We start from the raw sequence: 19219 nt of genomic DNA on the forward strand, positions 1-19219 counted from the left end.
TTCTTTACTCTTAATTTAGTTATACGACCTTTTTATTCCCGCCGAATATCATCCAGTAAAATACCGGAATAACAATAACGGCCAATATCATGGCAAATACTGTTCCCGAACAAATCACGACTCCCATCGGAGTCCATAAGGCACTGTTACTGATAATCATCGGGACAACCCCCACCGCAGTTGTTGCCGACGTCAGGAAAATCGGTAACATACGACGTTTACCGGCATCCATAGCAGCCTCTTTGACAGAGATATGATGATTGATACGTAAATCCTGGGCATGGTCGAATATCATAATCGTATTACGTACCACAATACCTATCAAACTGATTATACCCAACACACAAGTGATACTGAACTCCATCCCGGACACCCAGAGACCGAGAGCAGCACCGAACAGGCACAGTAAAATAGAAGTAAGGGCAGCAACAGCCAATCCGATTTTCTTATAGTTTATCAGCAAGAACAGGAAGACAATAATGACGGCAATCGAAAGCCCCTCTATTATAGGAGTAATAATTTCCTCGTCAGACTCTTTTACACCTCCGTATTCAAAAGATACGCCCTCCGGAAGATTGGGTATCACTCGGCTGTTCATCACCTTTTCTACCTTCTTCTGCATATTCGTTTCATTAAAGCCGCGTTTAACCTGAGTAATCACACTCAACGTACGCACTCCGTTACGGCGAACAATCTGCCCTTCATTCCATCCTCCCTGTATCTCAGACACCTGGCGAAGCGGAACACTGACACCCGGAACAGCCGTCGGCAAATAAGCATCCCCTATCCTATCAAACGAATCGTATGCATCCTCTCCCTTATCCGATTTCAGGCAGATAGCCAACGGATAATCGCCTTCCCAGACAGAGCCGACCGACATACCGTTATAACGAATAGCCATATCAGCCGCCGCCATCGCTTTCGAAATTCCCAGGCGGGACGACTCCACAGGGTCAAGCGTTACACGAACTTCGGGCAGCATCTCCTCAAAATTCGTATGAACCCAAACCAGGCCATCCATATCCTGCAATGATGTCATCAATGTATCGGCCACCTGCTTCAAGGCTGTTATATCATCTCCCATAAAGCGAACTTCTATCGGGAAACTCACAGTCTGATAATCCAACTGCTTGAACTTGATGAAAGCATCCGGATAATAATCGGCATAAGCATTGGCATATTCATCCAACAGGTCGGTTGTTGCCTCTACGGATGTTGTATTTACAATAAACTGCGCATAATTCTTTCCACCCATATTCGGAGCATAAGTTGCCTGGAAACGCGGGGAAGCCATTCCCACAAATGCGGTAGCCGACAAAACCCGTTCGTCATCTTTCAATAAAGCATATACGCTGTCGCAAACGGCTGCCGTTTTATCCAATGACGAACCTTGCGGCAAATAAATCTCTATAGCAAACTGGTCACGGTCTGCTTCCGGCATCATTCGTTGCGGGATACGCATCATAATCACCACAGCCAGCAACACGGATAGTACCCCGATAAACAACGTTGTTTTGGGATAGCGAAAAGTCCATTCAAGTACCTTTTCATAGACAGCCTGTACCGTATCCAACAAGTTGAAACGTTTCTTTCCGTCCGTCTTCTGCCCGTTTTTCAATCCCTTTTTGATAAGGGTATGCTCCAACATGGGAATAAATATCATGGCGATAGCCAGCGAGGTCATCAATGAAATCGTTATCGTCCAGGGAAACCAGTTCAGAAAGTCCAGCATCTGCCCCGTCATCGTAAACAGCAACGGATAGAAGATAATGCAAAGGCTGAGCGTTGCCAGAAAGATGGAAGAAAAATAGTTCTTGGCACTCGATACTGCGGCATGCCAGCGGGACATTCCGTTATCCAGCCGTTCCAGATAAGCATCTATAACGATGATGGAATTATCCACAATCATCCCCAGAACAACAATTAAAGCAGCCAATGTAACCGTATTCAACGGGATGCCGACAGCATACATAATCCCGATAGATATAAAAATACTGATCGGAATGGAAGTAGCCGCAACAATAGCCGATTTGAAAGGAAAAAGCAGCATCATCACCAGGATAACGACCACGATGGAGACAAACAGGTCACGCACAAACGAACTCACCGAATCATCCACCACCTTAGGCTGGTCCGCAATCCGTTGAATGGACACGCTTTCCGGAAGTTCTTCTTGGAAAGCTGCCAGCACCTTATCCACTTCCTTCCCGTACTGTACAATATTATTACCTTCCCGCATCTCCATGGAAAGGATGATAGCCTTCTTTCCGTTATTCATTATATAACTGTCAGGCTCGGGATATTCACGGACAATGCGTGCTATGTCTTTCAGACGGATTATATTCCCGTCACCATCCGCCAGGATAATCTGGTCGGCTATCTCTTTTTCAGAAGCATAGGTGTTAGAGAAATGGATTGGAATATCGAGGTCTTCACTTTTCAACGAGCCTCCCGATGTGGTAAATCCTTGTGCGAAAAGTGTTGTCATCAACATTCGGGTATCCAGCTTGTAAGCCGTCAGTTTATCCCTGTCGAGATAGACACTGATTTGTTCCTTTTGTATGCCGTAACGGCGCAGATTTGAAACAGACTCAATACGACGGAGGCGATCTTCCAGTGATTCCAGATAATCCTCCAGTTCACGGTATGTTTTATCTTCCGATTCAAGCGTAATCAACAAAGCGGAGGTATCACCGAAGTCGTCGTTCGCAATGACAGCCAGGACACCCGAAGGCAATTGCGATTTGAAGTTCTGCAAACCCAGCTTAATCTTTGACCAGACTTCGTCCTTATTATTCACTTCATCGTTCAGTTCCACCATGATATACACCATTCCGTCACGCGACATGGAATATGTTTTCTTCTTCTTTATCTCCTTAAAAGTATAAAGATAGCGTTCCAAAGGCTTTGCCAGTTGTTCCTCCACCTCGGCAGAAGTCGCCCCGGGATAAACACCCACGACAACACCCTGGCGGATGGTAAATTCCGGAAACTCCTGCTTCGGCATATTTACCAAGCCATAAATTCCCAGACCGACCAAGACGATCAGCACCAATAAGGTGATCTGGTAATAATGCATGGCCCATTCTATAATTCCCTGCTGTCTTTTCATAAGGCTTTCACTTTCATATCCTCACTTACCTTCTGATAACCGTCTGTTATGACAAGGTCACCTTCGCTCAGTCCGTCCGTTATCTGTACGCCATTGTCGGTCAACTCTCCGATACGAACCGTTACCGCTTTGGCCTTTCCGTCACGCAGGCACCAGACATACCGTTCGCCGGTGTGCGATAATTGTATCACATTATTAGGCAACGAGATGGTAGTAACCCTGTCCTTATCTTCCACTCTCACCCGGCAAACCATTCCCGGCAATAACGCTCCATCCCTATTATCCAGCTTTATCCTGGCTTCATAGGTATGGGATACCGGATTAGCGGTAATGCCTTTCTCTGTAACCATGCCTTCAAACAGCCGACCTCCCAAAGCAGCAACGGTTATAGCCGCTTTCCGGTGGTCGATGAACGGTATTTCTTTTTCCGGTACGGCAATCTTAATATTCACTGTCCCTACATCCAATAAGGTGAAAACCGGTTTACCGGGCTGCACATTCTCGCCTGCCTCTACATTTCTTTTCCCGATTACACCGTCAAAAGGAGCATACAGGCTGGCATCTTCCAGATTCTTCCGGGCGATGCTTTCCATCGACTGTGCCTGTTGCAACTTACTCTGTACTTCCACCCATTTGATTTCCGGGAGACTTTTATTTTCATACAATGTTTTCATACGGTCATAAGCGTCCTGCGCCTGCACCAGGGAAGCGCGGGATGCGTCATACGTATCCTGAAGAGTCGCACGATTCAGCAAAGCCAGAAGCTGCCCTTTATGAACTTTCTGCCCTTCACGGACAAGAATCTCCTGCACATTCCCCATAACCTGGAAACTCAGGGAAGAGGCAGACATTTCCTCCACCGTTCCAACATAATTTTGACCATCAACAAGGCTGCTGCCCATTATTTCAACCACTTTCACCGGTATTACCTTCTCTTCCGTCGGCTTATCCTTTTGGCCGGAACAGCTCATCAACAGAATTATAAACAAAGAGATACCCGCACATTCTACAATCTTCATACCTATCTATTTATTAGTATTTTAAAGAGAAATAAACGATGCAAAAGTGATGAGAATCCTTATTTTATAAAAGGTCAGTTGAGCCGTAGAATTGTTCTATTTTTCGCATTCGTATGCATTCTTTTCCTATATTTGCATATAAATAGAGAAAAGATGAACCAAACAGTTCCCATAATAGATATCTCAAAGGTCGAACATTCATCCAAAATAGACTTCTTTGATGACGATTTCGTTATTTTCGACGATTTGAATGAAATTCCACTGTTCGATTATCCCAGCCGTATTGCAGATGCCGCCGTTTTTGCCATTTGCCAGAAAGGTTCCGTACGAATCAGCATCAATCTGAAAGAATATACAATCGTTCCTAATAACCTGGTAGTTCTCCTGCCGGACCAGATAGTACAGCATTACGAACGCAGTGATGACTTTGCCGGTATTTTTCTGGGAGTATCCAAACAGTTCATCGACGATACAACCCCGGGAATGAAGAATCTTTTATCAGCTTTCTTCTACGTCAGGGACCATCCATGCACTATCCTGACTGAGGAAGAGTTGGATTATCTTTCCGAATATCATCCCATGTTATGGAAAAGGGTTAAGATGAAAGAGCATGTGTACCGGAAAGAGGTTATTCAAAGCCTGTTACTGTCATTATTCTACGATGTCTGCAATATCTTCCGCAAACACCAGCCAGTCGATGATGGCAAAAGGTCCCGCAAAGAAGAGTTGTTCGGATTGTTTATGCAGACGGTTCTGGAAAACTACAAGCAGGAAAGGAGTGTTGCCTTTTATGCCGATAAACTTTGTGTCACAGCCAAATACCTTTCACTCATATCCAAAGAAGTCAGCGGGCAGCCTGCCGGAAACTGGATTGACGAATATGTGATTCTGGAAGCAAAAACATTATTGAAGTCAAGCCAGATGAGCATACAGGAAATAGCCGATAGTTTAAACTTTGCCAACCAGTCTTTCTTCGGAAAATACTTTAAGCATCACACAGGAATATCTCCCAAAGAATACAGAAAACGATAGGGGATAATATCGCCTTTATCCCCCGATTATTACATTTATATCATACGTACTGAAAATATCCTTACAACGCTCCACCGTTTCTTCCGACGGCGTCGCCATCGGATAATGGGCCGGATTATATACCGTCCCCAGCTTTTCATGTTTATTCTTACCAATATCATGATAAAGGAGCAGATTCACCGTTCGATACTGCCAGGGTAAGGAGGAAAGGAATGCGGCCGAACGGGTTATATTTTCTTCATCCGCATTCACACCTTCTATCAGAGGGATACGGATATGAAACGCATGACCGGCTTCCGCCACCATGCGTAAGTTAGACAATATTAATTCATTAGACACTCCGCAGTAAAGTTTATGTTTAACTGTATCCATATGCTTCAGGTCTACCAGAAAAAGCTCGGAATGTTGCATCACCTCCCGGACGATCTCCTCTCCGGCAAACAATGTCGTATCAACGGTACGATGGATACCCAGGTCACCACAACGGCGAAGTAATTCCAGCAACAGATCCGGATGCAACAACGGCTCCCCTCCGCAAAAGGTTACGCCTCCCTCCGACCGATCCATGAATACCGTTTCCTTTTCAATCTCCTTCATCAGGTAATCTACGGAATATTCGGTTCCGGATATCTCCATTGCCAGAGCCGGACAGACCTCCGCACATTTGCCGCACAAATTACAGAGAGCATTGTCGGTGACAATCCCTTCGGGTGTCAATGCCAGTGCCTTTTGCGGACAATTCTCCATACACGTCCGACATCCTATACATTTCTTCTTTGTATAGAGTTTCTGTTTCCGGCTGGATACCCCCTCCGGATTATGACACCAAACACACGACAACGGGCACCCTTTCATAAAGACAGTCGTCCGGATGCCCGGCCCATCGTTTATTGCATAACGCTTAATATCGAATATTAACCCCATCAACTAATTTTCAATTACTAAAAGCTTTCCTGCTCCGTACGGGCAATCACATCTGCCTGCAAGTCAGCATTCATATCATTGAAATAATCACTGTAACCGGCTACACGAACCAACAAGTCACGGTAATCTTCCGGACATTTCTGGGCGGCATACAGCGTTTCCGTATCCACAATATTAAACTGGATATGATGTCCGCCCAAAGCGAAGTAACTGCGAATCAGAGAGGCCAGTTTCGAAATATCTTCCTCCCGCTTCAACAGGCTCGGAAGGAAACGCTGGTTCAGCAATGTTCCGCCACTCTTCACCTGGTCCAGTTTGCCCAATGACTTGATAACGGCAGACGGTCCGTGCGTATCGGCACCATGTGAAGGAGAAGTCCCGTCGGAAATAGCCTTTTCTGCCAGACGGCCGTTCGGGGTCGCTCCCATCACCTTACCGAAATAAACATGACAGGTAGTCGACAGCATATTCAGGTGAAAACACTCCCCTTTCGTATTCGGTTTGCCTTCAATAGCATCATACAAATCATCGAATACTTTGACGGCAATAGCATCGGCATATTCGTCATCATTACCGAAGAAAGGCGTGCGGTTCAGGATTGTCTGGCACATAACTTCCGCTCCGGCAAAATTGTCAGCCATTGCTTTCAGCATTTCATCCATCGAAAAGCGTTTGTCTTCAAAGACATGTTTCTTCAAGGAGGAGAGACTGTCGGTTATTGTACCCAGCCCCGTACATTGTATATAAGTGGTGTTATAACGCGGTCCGCAGTTGTAATAATCGCGTCCTTTGGCAATACAATCGTCGATAAACAGGGAAAGGAATGTGGCCGGTGCATATTTGGCAAACATCCGGTCGATATAATTGCTTACACGCACCTTCATATCCACAAAATAATGTACTTGTTTCATAAAGGCGGCGTATAAATCATCGTAACCGGCAAAGTCACACGGATTACCGGTTTCCAGTCCTACTTTACGGCCGGATACCGGGTCGACACCATTGTGAAGGGTTACTTCCAGTATCTTCGGGACATTCAGATAGCCGGTCAGCACATAAGCCTCCTTCCCGAAAGCACCCACCTCGATACAACCGCTGCACCCCCCTTCCCGGGCATCATGCAGGGATTTCCCCTGTCGCATCAGTTCCTGGATATACACGTCCGGATTGAACACCGAAGGATAACCGTGTCCCTGGCGAATCACCTTGCATCCGGCCCGCAGAAACCGTTCCGGCGTACGGGCACTGATATGAATGGCACTTCCCGGTTGCAGGATATGCAATTCCTCAATCGTTTCAAGCATGATATAAGAAACTTCGCTTACCCCATCACTGCCGTCGGCTTTCACTCCTCCGATATTCAGGTTGGTAAAGTCATTGTAGGTTCCGCTTTCCTTGGCGGTAATACCGACCTTCGACGGTGCCGTATGGTTATTTACCTTGATAAAGAAGCAGGACATCAATTCTTTGGCTTCATCACGGGTAAGGGTTCCCGCAGCTATTTCTTTTTCATAGAAAGGAGCCAGATGCTGGTCGAAATGTCCCGGGTTCATGGCATCCCAGCCGTTCAGTTCGGTAATAGTTCCCAGATGGACAAACCAATACATCTGGATAGCTTCCCAATAAGTACGGGGAGCATGGGCCGGAACCCAACGGCAAACTTCAGCTATCTTACGAAGTTCGGCAGCCCGCACCGGGTCTTTCTCCGCCATCGACATTTCGTCCGCCAGGTCGGCATGACGTTCGGCAAAGAGAATGGCGGCATCGCAGGAGATAGACATGGCGGTAAGTTCCTCCTGTTTATCCGTCGCTTCAGGGTCATTCATGAAATCGAGGTTTGCCAGTTCGCCGGCAATCCGTTCTTTCAGGTCCAGCAAACCGTAACGGTAGACTTTTCCGTCAAGAGCCGTATGTCCCGGAGCACGCTGTTCCATAAATTCGGTAAACATACCGACTTCATAGGCCTCTTTCCATTCTTTCGGGACATGGCTGAAAATACGTTCACGCTGTGTACGGCCTTTCCAGTATGGGATTACTTCGCGTTCATAAGTATCTATATCTTCCTGGCTGATGGTATAACGTTGCAATTCACGGGTATTCAGCACATGCAGGTCTTCCACACTATGGCAGGTCAGTTCGGGAAAAGTAGGAACGGCTTTCGGTGCCGGACCACGCTCCCCCACAATCAGTTCGTCTTTACCTATATAGATGGTCTTTTGTTTGCATATCTCAAGAAAGTTCAATGCTCTCAGGATTGGAACAGGATATTTCCCGTAATTCTCCTTGTAGAAACGGGTTTCGATAAGCGCCCGTTCGATAGACAGGGAAGGTTCAGCCTCAAAAGAAAGCCGGCGTAACCGTTTGATACGGTCGTTCATACCATACCCATTTGCTTCCGCCGCCGGAGCAAAATTGGATGCACTGCGGGGTGCACGCTGAGCTGTTGTTGTACTCATATTGAACACAGTATTTTTTAAGAAATAACTAAGAATAAGAAAATAGTAAACCGTGCCACAGACGGTTCTGTCCGGGAAAGAATGTATTGTTTAAAGATAGAACATCAAACAATTGAAGAGTTTTCTGTAACCTTTTATAATCATATAATATACAAAGATTTATACGAATACCGCAAACATAAATACTTTTCATGAATAAACAAAATAATAGCGTCTGTATTTTTTACTATATTTGCAACATTCGTTTTGTTTTCATGGTTATTCATATAAATATATCTTCATGGAAAATCGTTTTTTAGGACTTATAGAGAACAGCATCAAGGAACATTGGGATCTGCCTGCTTTCTCAGATTATAATGGACACACGTACCATTATAAAGATGTGGCCCGGCGTATCGAAAAATTTCATATAATACTCGAACATGCAGGAATAAAGAAAGGAGACAAAGTAGCTTTGGTCGGACGAAATTCGTCTAACTGGGCCATCTGCTTTTTCGGCATACTGGCGTATGGTGCGGTTGCCGTCCCCATCCTCCACGAGTTTAAGCCGGATAATATCCATCATATCGTAAACCATTCGGGGGCAAAGGCTGTACTGGCCGGAGCCAACAATTGGGAGAATATGAACGAGCAGATGATGCCCGATGTCAAACTGTTCATGATGCTGGACAATTTCTCCATCATCAAGAGCAAGAACAAGGAAGTACGGATGGTGCGCGACAGGATTAACGAGTATTTCGGAAAGAAATATCCCCGCTCCTTCACAACTGCCGATGTTAAATATCATGTCGAACAACCGGAAGAACTGGCTGTATTGAACTATACTTCGGGGACGACCAGCTTCTCCAAAGGGGTTATGATTCCTTTCCGCAGCTTATGGAGCAATACGCAGTTTGCTTACGACAACCTGCCGTTTATCCATCCGGGAGACAGTGTGGTCTGCATGTTGCCGATGGCACATATGTATGGCCTGGCTTTCGAGATTCTGAATTGTGTGAACAAAGGATGCCATGTGCATTTCCTTACCCGTACACCGAGCCCGAAGATTATCGCCGAAGCATTTGCCCGTGTGAAACCGGCATTGATACTCGCCGTACCTCTTATCATCGAGAAAATCGTCAAGAACAAGATATTCCCGGAACTGGAAAAGCCGCTCATCAAATTACTGCTGAAAGTCCCCTACCTCGACCAGAAAGTACTCGACACCATCGCAAAGAAGTTGAACGATTCTTTCGGAGGTAAATTCGGCGAAGTGGTAATCGGTGGCGCCGCCCTGAACAAAGAGGTGGAAGAATTTCTCCGCTCCATCAAGTTCCGGTATACCGTCGGTTATGGAATGACGGAATGTGGTCCGTTGGTGGCATACGAACAATGGGATACGTTCAGACAAGGTTCTGTCGGCCGCATTGTCGACCGTATGGAAGCACGTATCGACTCTGCCGACCCGGTTAACGAAGTAGGCGAAATCCTGGTCCGCGGCATGAACGTCATGTTGGGATATTACAAGAATCCGGAAGCGACCAAAGCGGTCATGATGCCCGACGGCTGGATGCGTACCGGCGACCTGGGAACAATAGATTCCGACGGTTTCCTCTATATCCGCGGACGTAGCAAATCCATGATTCTGGGACCAAGCGGGCAGAACATCTATCCGGAAGAAATAGAAGACCGCCTGAACAACATGCTTTATGTTTCCGAATCGTTGATAATCTCGCAAGGCGGCAAATTGGTTGCCCTGATCTATCCGGATTGGGAACTGGTTGACAAAGCAGGCATCCAACATTCCGAAATAGAAAAGCTGATGCAACAAAACATTGACCAGCTCAATACAGAGATACCGGGCTACAGCAAAGTAACCTGCTTCAAGTTGTATCAGGAAGAGTTCGAAAAGACACCGAAGCGCAGTATCAAACGGTATTTATACCAGCCGGCAGAAGAAAATTAATTTAACTCCAGGCGGCATCACAATGCCGCTTTTTTAATCCTACAACTTATATTTCAAAACATAACGGGGTGACGCTGAATATATAATCGGCGTCACCCCCTTTTATGACAGCGAAACGTGTCTCGTCCTGATTTTGGTTGATTTTACAGTAAGATCAGGGCAGATATTATTTATCCCTTAATATACTTACCTTTATAACAAAGCCCATGACTCGCTAACCGTTCGACCCAGGTGAAACTATCATTCGACCTTGGTCAACCTTATATTTGCCCTAGGTCGAATGATAGTTTTCCCCAGGTCAAATGGTTAATTAGATATTACTTTGTATATAAAGGTCTATTTATTAAGCAATAGAAAATAATAAACTTACAAATAAAGATCACATAGCTTTTAGTTTTAACTTAATTTACTTAGAATCAGCCATAAAAAGAAGGAGCTATCTATAAAAAGCGGTGACGCCGGATTTATTTACCGGCGTCACCGCTTTTCGTTTATTTATCAACAGATTAACTTATTCGCAATCTTTGTGACGCTGATTTTCTAAAATAATTGGTAATCTGACTTATCAGCATTTAATGCTCAACTCACGCAATACATCACGTATCTTCTCGAGGTCGTGATACGTGTCGGCACCAATGGCAGACGCAGCTTGTTTTCAATGAAGCCCATTGCATTCAGCATACTCTTCGCTCCGGCAGGATTACCGTCTACAAACAGTAATTCGAATAATTCAGTGAAACGATGATGGATAGTACGGGCATGATCGTAATCGCCGGCCAACGCCAAACGAACCATCCGGCTAAATTCACGGGGGAAAGCATTACCGATAACAGAAATAACACCGATCGCACCTAATGTAATCAATGGGAAGGTGATACCGTCATCACCGGAAATAACATTAAAATTCGCCGGTTTATTCTTAATGATGTCATCCATCTGGGTGATATTACCGGAAGCCTCTTTCACAGCGACTACATTCTTAAACTCACGTGCAATACGGAGTGTTGTAGCAGCAGTCATATTTACACCTGTTCTTCCCGGTACATTATATAATACGATAGGAAGTTTGGTAGCTTCGGCAATAGCTTTGTAATGCTGATAGATTCCTTCCTGGGAAGGTTTATTATAATAAGGTACGACAGACAGGATAGCGTCGATACCATCAAAATTATCGTTCTTTAATTTCTCAACAATCGTGCGGGTGCAGTTACCGCCAACACCTAAAACGATAGGAATACGGCCGTTAACCTTAGTTACAACGAGGCTGATAATTTTCTTTTTTTCTTCTTCAGTGAGGGTTGGTGTTTCCGCAGTAGTTCCTAACACTACCAAATAATCGGTTCCGTTCTGCACCTGGTAGTCTACCAGTTTGCTCAACGCATCATAGTCCACACTTTCGTCGTCTTTAAAGGGAGTGATCAACGCCACACCCATTCCTTTTAAATTTATGTCTGCCATGGGGAAAATATTCCTTTTTTGTTATTTAGCACTGCAAAAATAACGAAATTATATCATTTGGAACGGATTGTCTGCAAATAAAATAAGATATGTTCGAATAAATGCTTTATATCAGCGTTTTCTGTCATTGAAATTGTGAGATCATATAAATCCAGTTCACTGTTTTTTGCTCCGACTTTTAAGGTTCCGGGATGCTTCAACAACAAATATTGCATGACATAATTATTACCTTGGGTAAGGTCGATTAGTATATCTGCATTACATGAACAAAACTTCTTTTGGATTTCATCCGTTGGCATATACCACATATCCAGATCGGTCTTGGCATGGACAACCATATACGACGGATTCATCTCTGGCAACGTTTCGCCGGACACATAGACGCAAACATTGACATTCTTATTCAACGTACGTAATGTTTTGAGGCAAGGCTCAACGACATCACGGTCTTCGGCATTAAACAACACCAGGATATGGCGGGCGTCTTTCAGGGTGCAGAAGTTACTCTGACGCTTTCCGGACTGCCTAGCCAATGCCTTTACTTTCTTATGGATAAAATGGTTCGTCAGTCTCATTCTGCCAACATGTTTAAGAATTCAGTTTCATTTATAATCTTCACTCCCAGCTTTGCTGCTTTTTCAAGTTTGGCCGGACCCATGTTTTCTCCGGCAAGGATGTAATCTGTTTTGCCGGAGACGGAACCACTGTTCTTTCCGCCATGCTGTTCGATCATGGCTTTATATTCGTCACGTGAATGTTGAGTAAATGTACCGCTAATCACGATTGTCAATCCTTTCAGTTTATCGGAACGGTTTGCCAGCACTTCTTCGGCTACCGTCATTTGCAATCCGTATTTTTGCAGGCGGGCTACGAGGATACGGTTGTTTTCGTCGGCAAAATAGTCTACAACACTACGGGCAATACGTTCGCCAATCTCATCCACTTCCGTCAATGTCTCCAAGGAAGCCTCCTGTAATTGTTGCATCGAATGGAATGCAGACGCCAGGCGTTTTGCCACAGTCTCGCCGACATAACGGATACCCAACCCAAACAACACCCGTTCAAACGATACCTGTTTGGACTCTTCAAGGCTCGCCATCAGGTTGCGGGCGCTTTTCTCCGCCCAACGTTCCAGACGCAATAAGTCCGACATCTCCAAGGTATACAGATCGGCAACGTTTTTTACCAGACCGGCTTCATACAAGTCTTCTACCGTTTCCGGACCGATATTTATATTCATGGCGCGGCGGGTAACGAAATGTTCGATACGGCCTTTTATCTGCGGTGGACAACCAGCTTCATTCGGACAATAATGGGCCGCCTCCCCTTCCGGGCGATACAAAGGCGTACCGCATTCAGGGCAAGTCTTGATAAAAGTAACCTTCGCACCCAACAACATCGAACGGGAATCGACATCGACACCAACAATCTTAGGAATGATTTCTCCGCCTTTTTCTACATATACATTATCTCCCAGATGCAAATCCAACCCTTCAATAATATCTGCGTTATGCAGAGAGGCACGCTTGACGGTCGTCCCAGCCAGCAATACCGGTTCCAGGTTGGCAACCGGAGTAACTGCCCCTGTGCGCCCTACCTGGAAAGAGACTGAGTTGAGACGTGTTACCGCCCGCTCTGCCTGAAATTTATAAGCAATAGCCCAACGGGGACTCTTGGCGGTGAATCCCAGATTCTTCTGCTGGCGCAGTGAATTTACTTTCAATACGATGCCATCAGTAGCCACCGGCAAGTTCTTCCGTTCCACATCCCAATAAGCGATATAGTCGAAAATATCCTGCAAGCTGTCGCATTTACGGATGACATCAGGTATTTTAAATCCCCAGGTACGAGCAATCTGTAGATTTTCGTAATGAGCGTCGGCAGGAAGGCCTTCACCCAGTAAATAATAAAAATAAGCATCCAGCTTACGTGAAGCCACAACAGACGGATTCTGTTGTTTCAACGTGCCTGAAGCAGCATTACGAGGATTGGCAAAAAGCGGTTCTTCCTGCTCTTCACGTTCCTTGTTCAGACGGTCGAATTCTGCCCAGGGCAATAGTATTTCACCCCGTATCTCAAAGTTTTCCGGATAGTTATCACCCCGTAGCTTCAACGGGACAGAACGGATTGTCTTTACATTAGCCGTCACATCATCGCCACGGGTTCCATCGCCACGGGTCACGGCACGGACCAAGCGTCCGTTCTCATAAATCAACGAAATGGAAGTCCCGTCATATTTCAACTCGGCAACAATCTCGAAAGGCTCGTTCAAAGCACGTTCCGTCCGCTCATAGAAATCACGTATTTCTTCTTCGGAATAGGTATTTCCCAAAGAAAGCATCGGATACTGGTGGACTACCTGTTCAAATTCCTTCGACAAGTCGCTTCCCACCCGCTGCGTCGGTGAATGCGGATCGGCAAATTCGGGATGAGCTTCCTCCAATGCCTGTAATTCTTTCATCTTCTCATCAAACTCACGGTCTGATATCGTCGGTGTGGAAAGTACATAATAATTATAATTATGCTGTTCCAACTCATCACGCAGTGCTTTTATCTTTGCCTCCACCATTATAATTGAAAATTAATATACCAGTTTTACATTATCAATCCAGAACGTATTGCCGGGAGAACCGATATAGGCGCCTCCATGGCTGGAAGTAAACTGTAAAACCATGTGTGTAGGTTCGTCTCCTTCCTCTGCCCAGCCGATCTCCTTTATCGGGACACTATTGCCCTGGCTGTTCGTTGCATAACGTTCCTCAACCTGTATGCACATATATGGTTTGTAATCCGCATGGTCGGATATATTGCCATACATAATCGGATAAGTAGCGTCGTTCACCCAACCATCTGTCGATGAGACATAACGTTGAACCATCGTTCCTACCCTTTTAGCATATATATTACCTTCCTTATCTTCCCAGCGTTTCTGCAAAAACAAAATCGCTGCGATAGAATCCTGCCCGGCCACTTTCGACTTACGGCTGAATCCTGTACTGCGGATACGGTCTTTTTCGGGTGCTGCCTTTACCTTATAATCGAAACGGATTGCCGTCGGTTTCTTTGTAAAAGGAACACCGCTGTTCAGCATAGCCTGGGGATTCTTTGTCCCTTTGATCGGTTCATGAACCGAACCCAGGAAGACAGAACCGGCCGCAACCACTTCGATGTCGACCAGGCCAAAAACCTTTACACTTTCCATACGTGTCTCCAGGCGGGCACACCAGCCATCTCCTCTCTTTTCCGGAAATACAGATGTATTCGTCTTCACTACTCCGGCCACTTTCGCCATCACATTGGAATTCGCCCACGGCGAACCTCCCCGGTTGTGATAAGCTGTATTGCCGACAATCGTATCCGTCGGTCCCACCTCATACAGATGCTTCTTATTTCCACCTATAATTCCAGACTCCTGGATTTCACGGACAACCCATTGATCCATATCCCCAAACGCAAAAGGCACAACCTTCTCCTGTCCGGCGATAGTCGACAATTGACTGCCCGCAAACAAAAATAACAATATATTCTTTATATAATTCATAAGCTTTGCTTAAAAGTTGAAAGAATATCATAAAGAATATCCCCACTCCTTGAGAGCCATTCCCCAGTTCTCTTCAACGATCTGTATCGTACGGTCGTCGTATTTGTACTGGTTCTTTTTATATCCCTTCTTCTTTCCCAGATATTTCTCTATCTCGGCTTTAGACGATTCAAATCCCGGCAGGTTTAATTTGCGATAAATATCTTCGGTCATCGCAAAAGCATCCTGTTCGAAATCTTCGAATTTCACTTCTACCAGGTTCCCTTCAGGAATAAGCCCTTTCTGTTCTTCAAACTTGTAGAACAAGCGGCGATATACTTCAATAAGATTGCTTTCAATCTGTTCATTAGTGATATCTTGCAAACGAAGCGGTTGTATCGTATTTGTAAAGAAACTGCGTGTACTCTCAAATACGGTATAAGGATTACGCTTCAAATAAATGAATTTGGCATTCGGAAACATTTCCAACAACGTTTTCACACGTCCGGTATGCGGCGGGTTCTTACTCAGGAATTGTGAGCCATGTGTATTCCAAAGCGATATCTTAACAAGTTTCAGGAAGGTTTCCTTAAACACTTTCAATTCGTACTCGGTCGTATTGTCGAACAACAGATACCGGTCGCAATATTCCAGCATGTGTTTCGGGAAAAACCAAAAATTATAATAAGTATACGGCATCATGTTTGCCAAAGCAAACTCTTCTTCCTGCGGAAGGTCGACCTTCAGTTCCATGTTGTCGGTCGGACGTTTGTCGGGCATCAGGAATGACATATTCTTCTTAAAGAAAGGTTGTCCCCAAAGCATCAAATTCGGAAATACCGTCTGATACGTGGTGTTGTATCCGAAATGCTTGTCGCACGAAAATACATTGTGTACGAATGTCGTACCGCTACGCCAATGGCCCAGTATGAACACCGGGTCCATCTCCAACGGCTTATCCGCTATTTTACGATAACGGGCATCTTCTAAAGGTTGCAGTAAACTAAGCAGGCGGCATACCGATTTTGTCAGATAATACTTGTTTCGAAAACCTTTGTCGATCGTTTTATCGGCTGTCACAGCCTTGAACGTTTTCCAGTCCGCTCCCACCAATGTATTGATTGGTAGCTTATCGAATTCCATCAACCCCATAAATTTTATTGTTTTTCAGTTATACATTTCACAGGAACGCCCTGGCGTCCTAATTCTTCACATACCGTACGAATCGCCTCATAATGTTCTTCGCCTATTCCGAGTTCCGGCAGGTTCAATACAGCCAGAGCATCCTCTGTCACCATATCTTTGGCATCCACCCGGTCGATAATCATTCCGACAGCCGACGTGTTGTTGGTAATCGGATCGATCAGGATAAAGGCTCCCGTCTGTTTATTCTTCTGATAAGGGTCAAAGAACAGTTCCTTTCCGGTCGTAAAGACAACACGGGCGATCTCATTCAGTTTCATCGGCAGGCTATCGGCTGTCAACTGTCCGTTCTCTACCGACAACTGCTCCATTGTATTGACATTCACCTTATAACGGATACTGTCCACACGGGCACGTGTCAGGTTAGTCGTATGCTTGATATAGAACTGTTTGGACATATCCATCGGTTCTTCATCCATCCAGACCAACATCGATTCGAAGTTACGGTCTTCCATCGGCAGATTATCCGGATGTACCAGCATTTCGCCACGGGAAACGTCGATTTCGTCTTCCAGGGTAATGGTAACGCATTGGGGAGGGAAAGCATAATCCAATTCGCCATCATAAGTAACGATACTTTTCACTTTCGATGTTTTGCATGAAGGCAAAGCCATCACCGTATCTCCTTTACGGATGATACCGCTGGATACCTTACCGCAGAAGCCGCGGAAGTCCAGGTTCGGACGCAATACATATTGTACCGGATAACGAAAATCTTCGAAATTACGATCCTGATCGATTGGCACTGTTTCCAGGAAATCTAACAGAGACGGTCCCTCATACCAGGGAGTACGATCGCTCTTATCCACCACATTATCACCATCCAAAGCCGAAAGCGGGATATAAGTGATATCCGGAATATTCAAGGATTTCACGAACGCCTTATAATCAGCGACAATCTTATCGAATATTTGTTCGTCGAAGTCGACTAGGTCCATTTTATTCACAGCCAGTACCACATGTTTGATACCCAGCAAAGAAACCAGATAAGTGTGGCGGCGGGTCTGTGTAATTACACCGGTACGGGCATCCACCAGGATAATAGCCAGGTTGGCAGTCGAACCGCCGGTTATCATGTTACGGGTATATTGTTCATGTCCCGGAGTATCGGCGATGATAAATTTGCGGTTGTTCGTACTGAAGTAACGATAAGCCACATCGATCGTAATACCTTGTTCACGTTCAGCCTTCAAACCGTCAAGCAATAAAGCATAATCAATATGGTCGCCGGCATTTCCCATACGTTTACTGTCACGTTCAAGGGCATCCAGCTGGTCTTCATATATCTTTTTACTGTCGAACAGCAGACGTCCGATTAAGGTCGATTTACCGTCATCTACCGAACCTGCCGTCAGGAAACGAAGCAAATCTTTCTGTTCGTCCCTGTCCAGGAATTCTTTTATATTTAATGTTGCCATAATTTAATTGAAAATGGAGAATTGAAAATTGAAAATTAGAAATAACCCTCTCGTTTCTTCTGTTCCATGCTGGCATCCTGGTCAAAGTCGATTACACGAGTGGTGCGTTCGCTTTTAGTGGTTGTCATCATCTCTTCCACGATCTTTTCGATTGTATCGGCATCGCTGTCTACCGCTCCGGTCAAAGGCCAGCAGCCAAGTGTACGGAAACGGACCATACGCATTTTGATTTGGTCGCGATACTGTTCCGGCAAACGGTCGTCGTCAGCCATAATCAGATTACCGTCGAGTTCAACGATAGGGCGTTCCTTGGCATAGTATAAAGGAACGATTGGAATATTCTCCAGGCGGATATACTGCCAGATATCCAGTTCAGTCCAGTTGGATAACGGAAAGACACGGATACTTTCACCTTTATGGACACGGGCATTGTAAATGTCCCATAATTCCGGACGCTGGTTCTTCGGGTCCCACTGATGGAACTTGTCGCGGAACGAATAAATACGTTCTTTGGCACGACTCTTTTCCTCGTCACGACGGGCACCACCGAAAGCGGCATCAAACTTGTATTTGTCGAGGGCATGCAACAATGCCTGTGTTTTCATCAGGTCGGTATGTACCTTACTTCCATGCGTAAAAGGTCCTACACCGGCATGAAATGCTTCCATATTTGATTCAACGATCAGGTTCCATCCGAACTTTTTTGCATATTCATCACGAAACTGAACCATTTCCTTAAACTTCCATTTGGAATCAATATGCATCAAAGGAAACGGCACTTTTCCCGGAGCAAAGGCTTTTTCTGCCAACCGGACCATCACCGATGAGTCTTTACCGATAGAATAAAGCATCACAGGATTTTCAAATTCAGCAGCAACCTCCCGTATGATATGGATAGATTCTGCTTCCAGCTCCTGTAGATGGCTTAATTTGTAATCTGACATAGTTTATATTTGTTATATTTATTGTTTCAATGTTTATCAAAATTGAACTATCCTGTCATCAACCTCACTTGACTATTACAGGTCTATTTGCCGTCTGCTTTAGCTGACGGACTAGTAAAGAATCTATCTCTTTGGACTTTAGTCCCATTTCTTAAAGCTTTCTATCTGAGAGAAATGTGGCTAAAGCC

At 45.1% G+C, this 19219-nt stretch carries 12 protein-coding genes and 1 pseudogene; 2 read left to right on the plus strand and 11 right to left on the minus strand.

Annotated elements, in window-relative coordinates:
• Positions 1 to 19 precede the first annotated feature (19 nt).
• Complete coding sequence (locus tag DXA15_RS07185) at positions 20 to 3112, minus strand: efflux RND transporter permease subunit (protein ID WP_128133583.1); 3093 nt, start codon at positions 3110 to 3112, stop codon at positions 20 to 22.
• Positions 3109 to 4131, minus strand: a complete 1023-nt coding sequence (locus tag DXA15_RS07190; protein ID WP_128133584.1) for an efflux RND transporter periplasmic adaptor subunit — start codon at positions 4129 to 4131, stop codon at positions 3109 to 3111. The genes DXA15_RS07185 and DXA15_RS07190 overlap by 4 nt, the downstream gene beginning before the upstream one ends.
• Before the next feature lie 153 nt (positions 4132 to 4284).
• Between DXA15_RS07190 and DXA15_RS07195 the strand changes: the two genes are divergently transcribed.
• Positions 4285 to 5163 (plus strand): AraC family transcriptional regulator, encoded by an 879-nt coding sequence (locus DXA15_RS07195; RefSeq protein ID WP_128133585.1) that lies wholly within the window; start codon positions 4285 to 4287, stop codon positions 5161 to 5163.
• Positions 5164 to 5178: 15 nt separating this feature from the next.
• Here DXA15_RS07195 and DXA15_RS07200 read toward each other — a convergent pair whose 3' ends face one another.
• Both DXA15_RS07200 and hypD read right to left on the minus strand, forming a co-directional pair.
• Positions 5179 to 6087: a glycyl-radical enzyme activating protein gene (locus tag DXA15_RS07200; protein ID WP_128133586.1), complete on the minus strand. Its 909-nt coding sequence runs from the start codon at positions 6085 to 6087 to the stop codon at positions 5179 to 5181.
• Positions 6088 to 6104: 17 nt separating this feature from the next.
• Positions 6105 to 8465, minus strand: coding sequence for a trans-4-hydroxy-L-proline dehydratase (hypD, locus tag DXA15_RS07205; protein ID WP_233566952.1), 2361 nt, complete (start codon positions 8463 to 8465; stop codon positions 6105 to 6107).
• 358 nt (positions 8466 to 8823) lie between these two features.
• Between hypD and DXA15_RS07210 the strand changes: the two genes are divergently transcribed.
• The gene (locus DXA15_RS07210; RefSeq protein WP_128133588.1) at positions 8824 to 10488 is read left to right on the plus strand and encodes an AMP-binding protein; all 1665 of its coding nucleotides are present in this window, start codon (positions 8824 to 8826) and stop codon (positions 10486 to 10488) included.
• Between the two features lie 565 nt (positions 10489 to 11053).
• Here the strand turns inward: DXA15_RS07210 and dapA are convergent.
• The 7 genes and pseudogenes from dapA to cysD all read right to left on the minus strand — a co-directional run bounded on the left by dapA (position 11054) and on the right by cysD (position 19031).
• Positions 11054 to 11946, minus strand: a pseudogene (dapA, locus tag DXA15_RS07215) (4-hydroxy-tetrahydrodipicolinate synthase).
• A gap of 53 nt (positions 11947 to 11999) precedes the next feature.
• Complete coding sequence (locus tag DXA15_RS07220; protein ID WP_128133589.1) at positions 12000 to 12521, minus strand: hypothetical protein; 522 nt, start codon at positions 12519 to 12521, stop codon at positions 12000 to 12002.
• On the minus strand, positions 12518 to 14518 hold the full coding sequence (ligA, locus tag DXA15_RS07225; protein WP_199676254.1) for an NAD-dependent DNA ligase LigA: 2001 nt from the start codon (positions 14516 to 14518) through the stop codon (positions 12518 to 12520). Before ligA ends, DXA15_RS07220 begins: the two co-directional genes overlap by 4 nt.
• Before the next feature lie 9 nt (positions 14519 to 14527).
• Positions 14528 to 15487: a PCMD domain-containing protein gene (locus tag DXA15_RS07230; RefSeq protein WP_128133591.1), complete on the minus strand. Its 960-nt coding sequence runs from the start codon at positions 15485 to 15487 to the stop codon at positions 14528 to 14530.
• Positions 15488 to 15514: 27 nt separating this feature from the next.
• On the minus strand, positions 15515 to 16618 hold the full coding sequence (locus tag DXA15_RS07235; protein ID WP_128133592.1) for a sulfotransferase: 1104 nt from the start codon (positions 16616 to 16618) through the stop codon (positions 15515 to 15517).
• Between the two features lie 5 nt (positions 16619 to 16623).
• Positions 16624 to 18087, minus strand: coding sequence for a sulfate adenylyltransferase subunit CysN (cysN, locus tag DXA15_RS07240; RefSeq protein ID WP_128133593.1), 1464 nt, complete (start codon positions 18085 to 18087; stop codon positions 16624 to 16626).
• A 35-nt stretch (positions 18088 to 18122) separates the two neighbouring features.
• Entirely contained in the window at positions 18123 to 19031 is a 909-nt protein-coding gene (cysD, locus tag DXA15_RS07245; protein ID WP_007656947.1) for a sulfate adenylyltransferase subunit CysD, read from the minus strand.
• Positions 19032 to 19219: the final 188 nt, after the last annotated feature.

The organism is Parabacteroides sp. AM58-2XD (assembly GCF_003463685.1).
Lineage (GTDB): Bacteria > Bacteroidota > Bacteroidia > Bacteroidales > Tannerellaceae > Parabacteroides > Parabacteroides segnis.

Bases quoted from the DNA above. Each gene is read 5' to 3' on its own strand.
- DXA15_RS07185 (WP_128133583.1), bottom strand. From the start codon at position 3,112: ATGAAAAGACAGCAGGGAATTATAGAATGGGCCATGCATTATTACCAG.
- DXA15_RS07190 (WP_128133584.1), bottom strand. From the start codon at position 4,131: ATGAAGATTGTAGAATGTGCGGGTATCTCTTTGTTTATAATTCTGTTG.
- DXA15_RS07195 (WP_128133585.1), top strand. From the start codon at position 4,285: ATGAACCAAACAGTTCCCATAATAGATATCTCAAAGGTCGAACATTCA.
- DXA15_RS07200 (WP_128133586.1), bottom strand. From the start codon at position 6,087: ATGGGGTTAATATTCGATATTAAGCGTTATGCAATAAACGATGGGCCG.
- hypD (WP_233566952.1), bottom strand. From the start codon at position 8,465: ATGAACGACCGTATCAAACGGTTACGCCGGCTTTCTTTTGAGGCTGAA.
- DXA15_RS07210 (WP_128133588.1), top strand. From the start codon at position 8,824: ATGGAAAATCGTTTTTTAGGACTTATAGAGAACAGCATCAAGGAACAT.
- DXA15_RS07220 (WP_128133589.1), bottom strand. From the start codon at position 12,521: ATGAGACTGACGAACCATTTTATCCATAAGAAAGTAAAGGCATTGGCT.
- DXA15_RS07230 (WP_128133591.1), bottom strand. From the start codon at position 15,487: ATGAATTATATAAAGAATATATTGTTATTTTTGTTTGCGGGCAGTCAA.
- DXA15_RS07235 (WP_128133592.1), bottom strand. From the start codon at position 16,618: ATGGGGTTGATGGAATTCGATAAGCTACCAATCAATACATTGGTGGGA.
- cysN (WP_128133593.1), bottom strand. From the start codon at position 18,087: ATGGCAACATTAAATATAAAAGAATTCCTGGACAGGGACGAACAGAAA.
- cysD (WP_007656947.1), bottom strand. From the start codon at position 19,031: ATGTCAGATTACAAATTAAGCCATCTACAGGAGCTGGAAGCAGAATCT.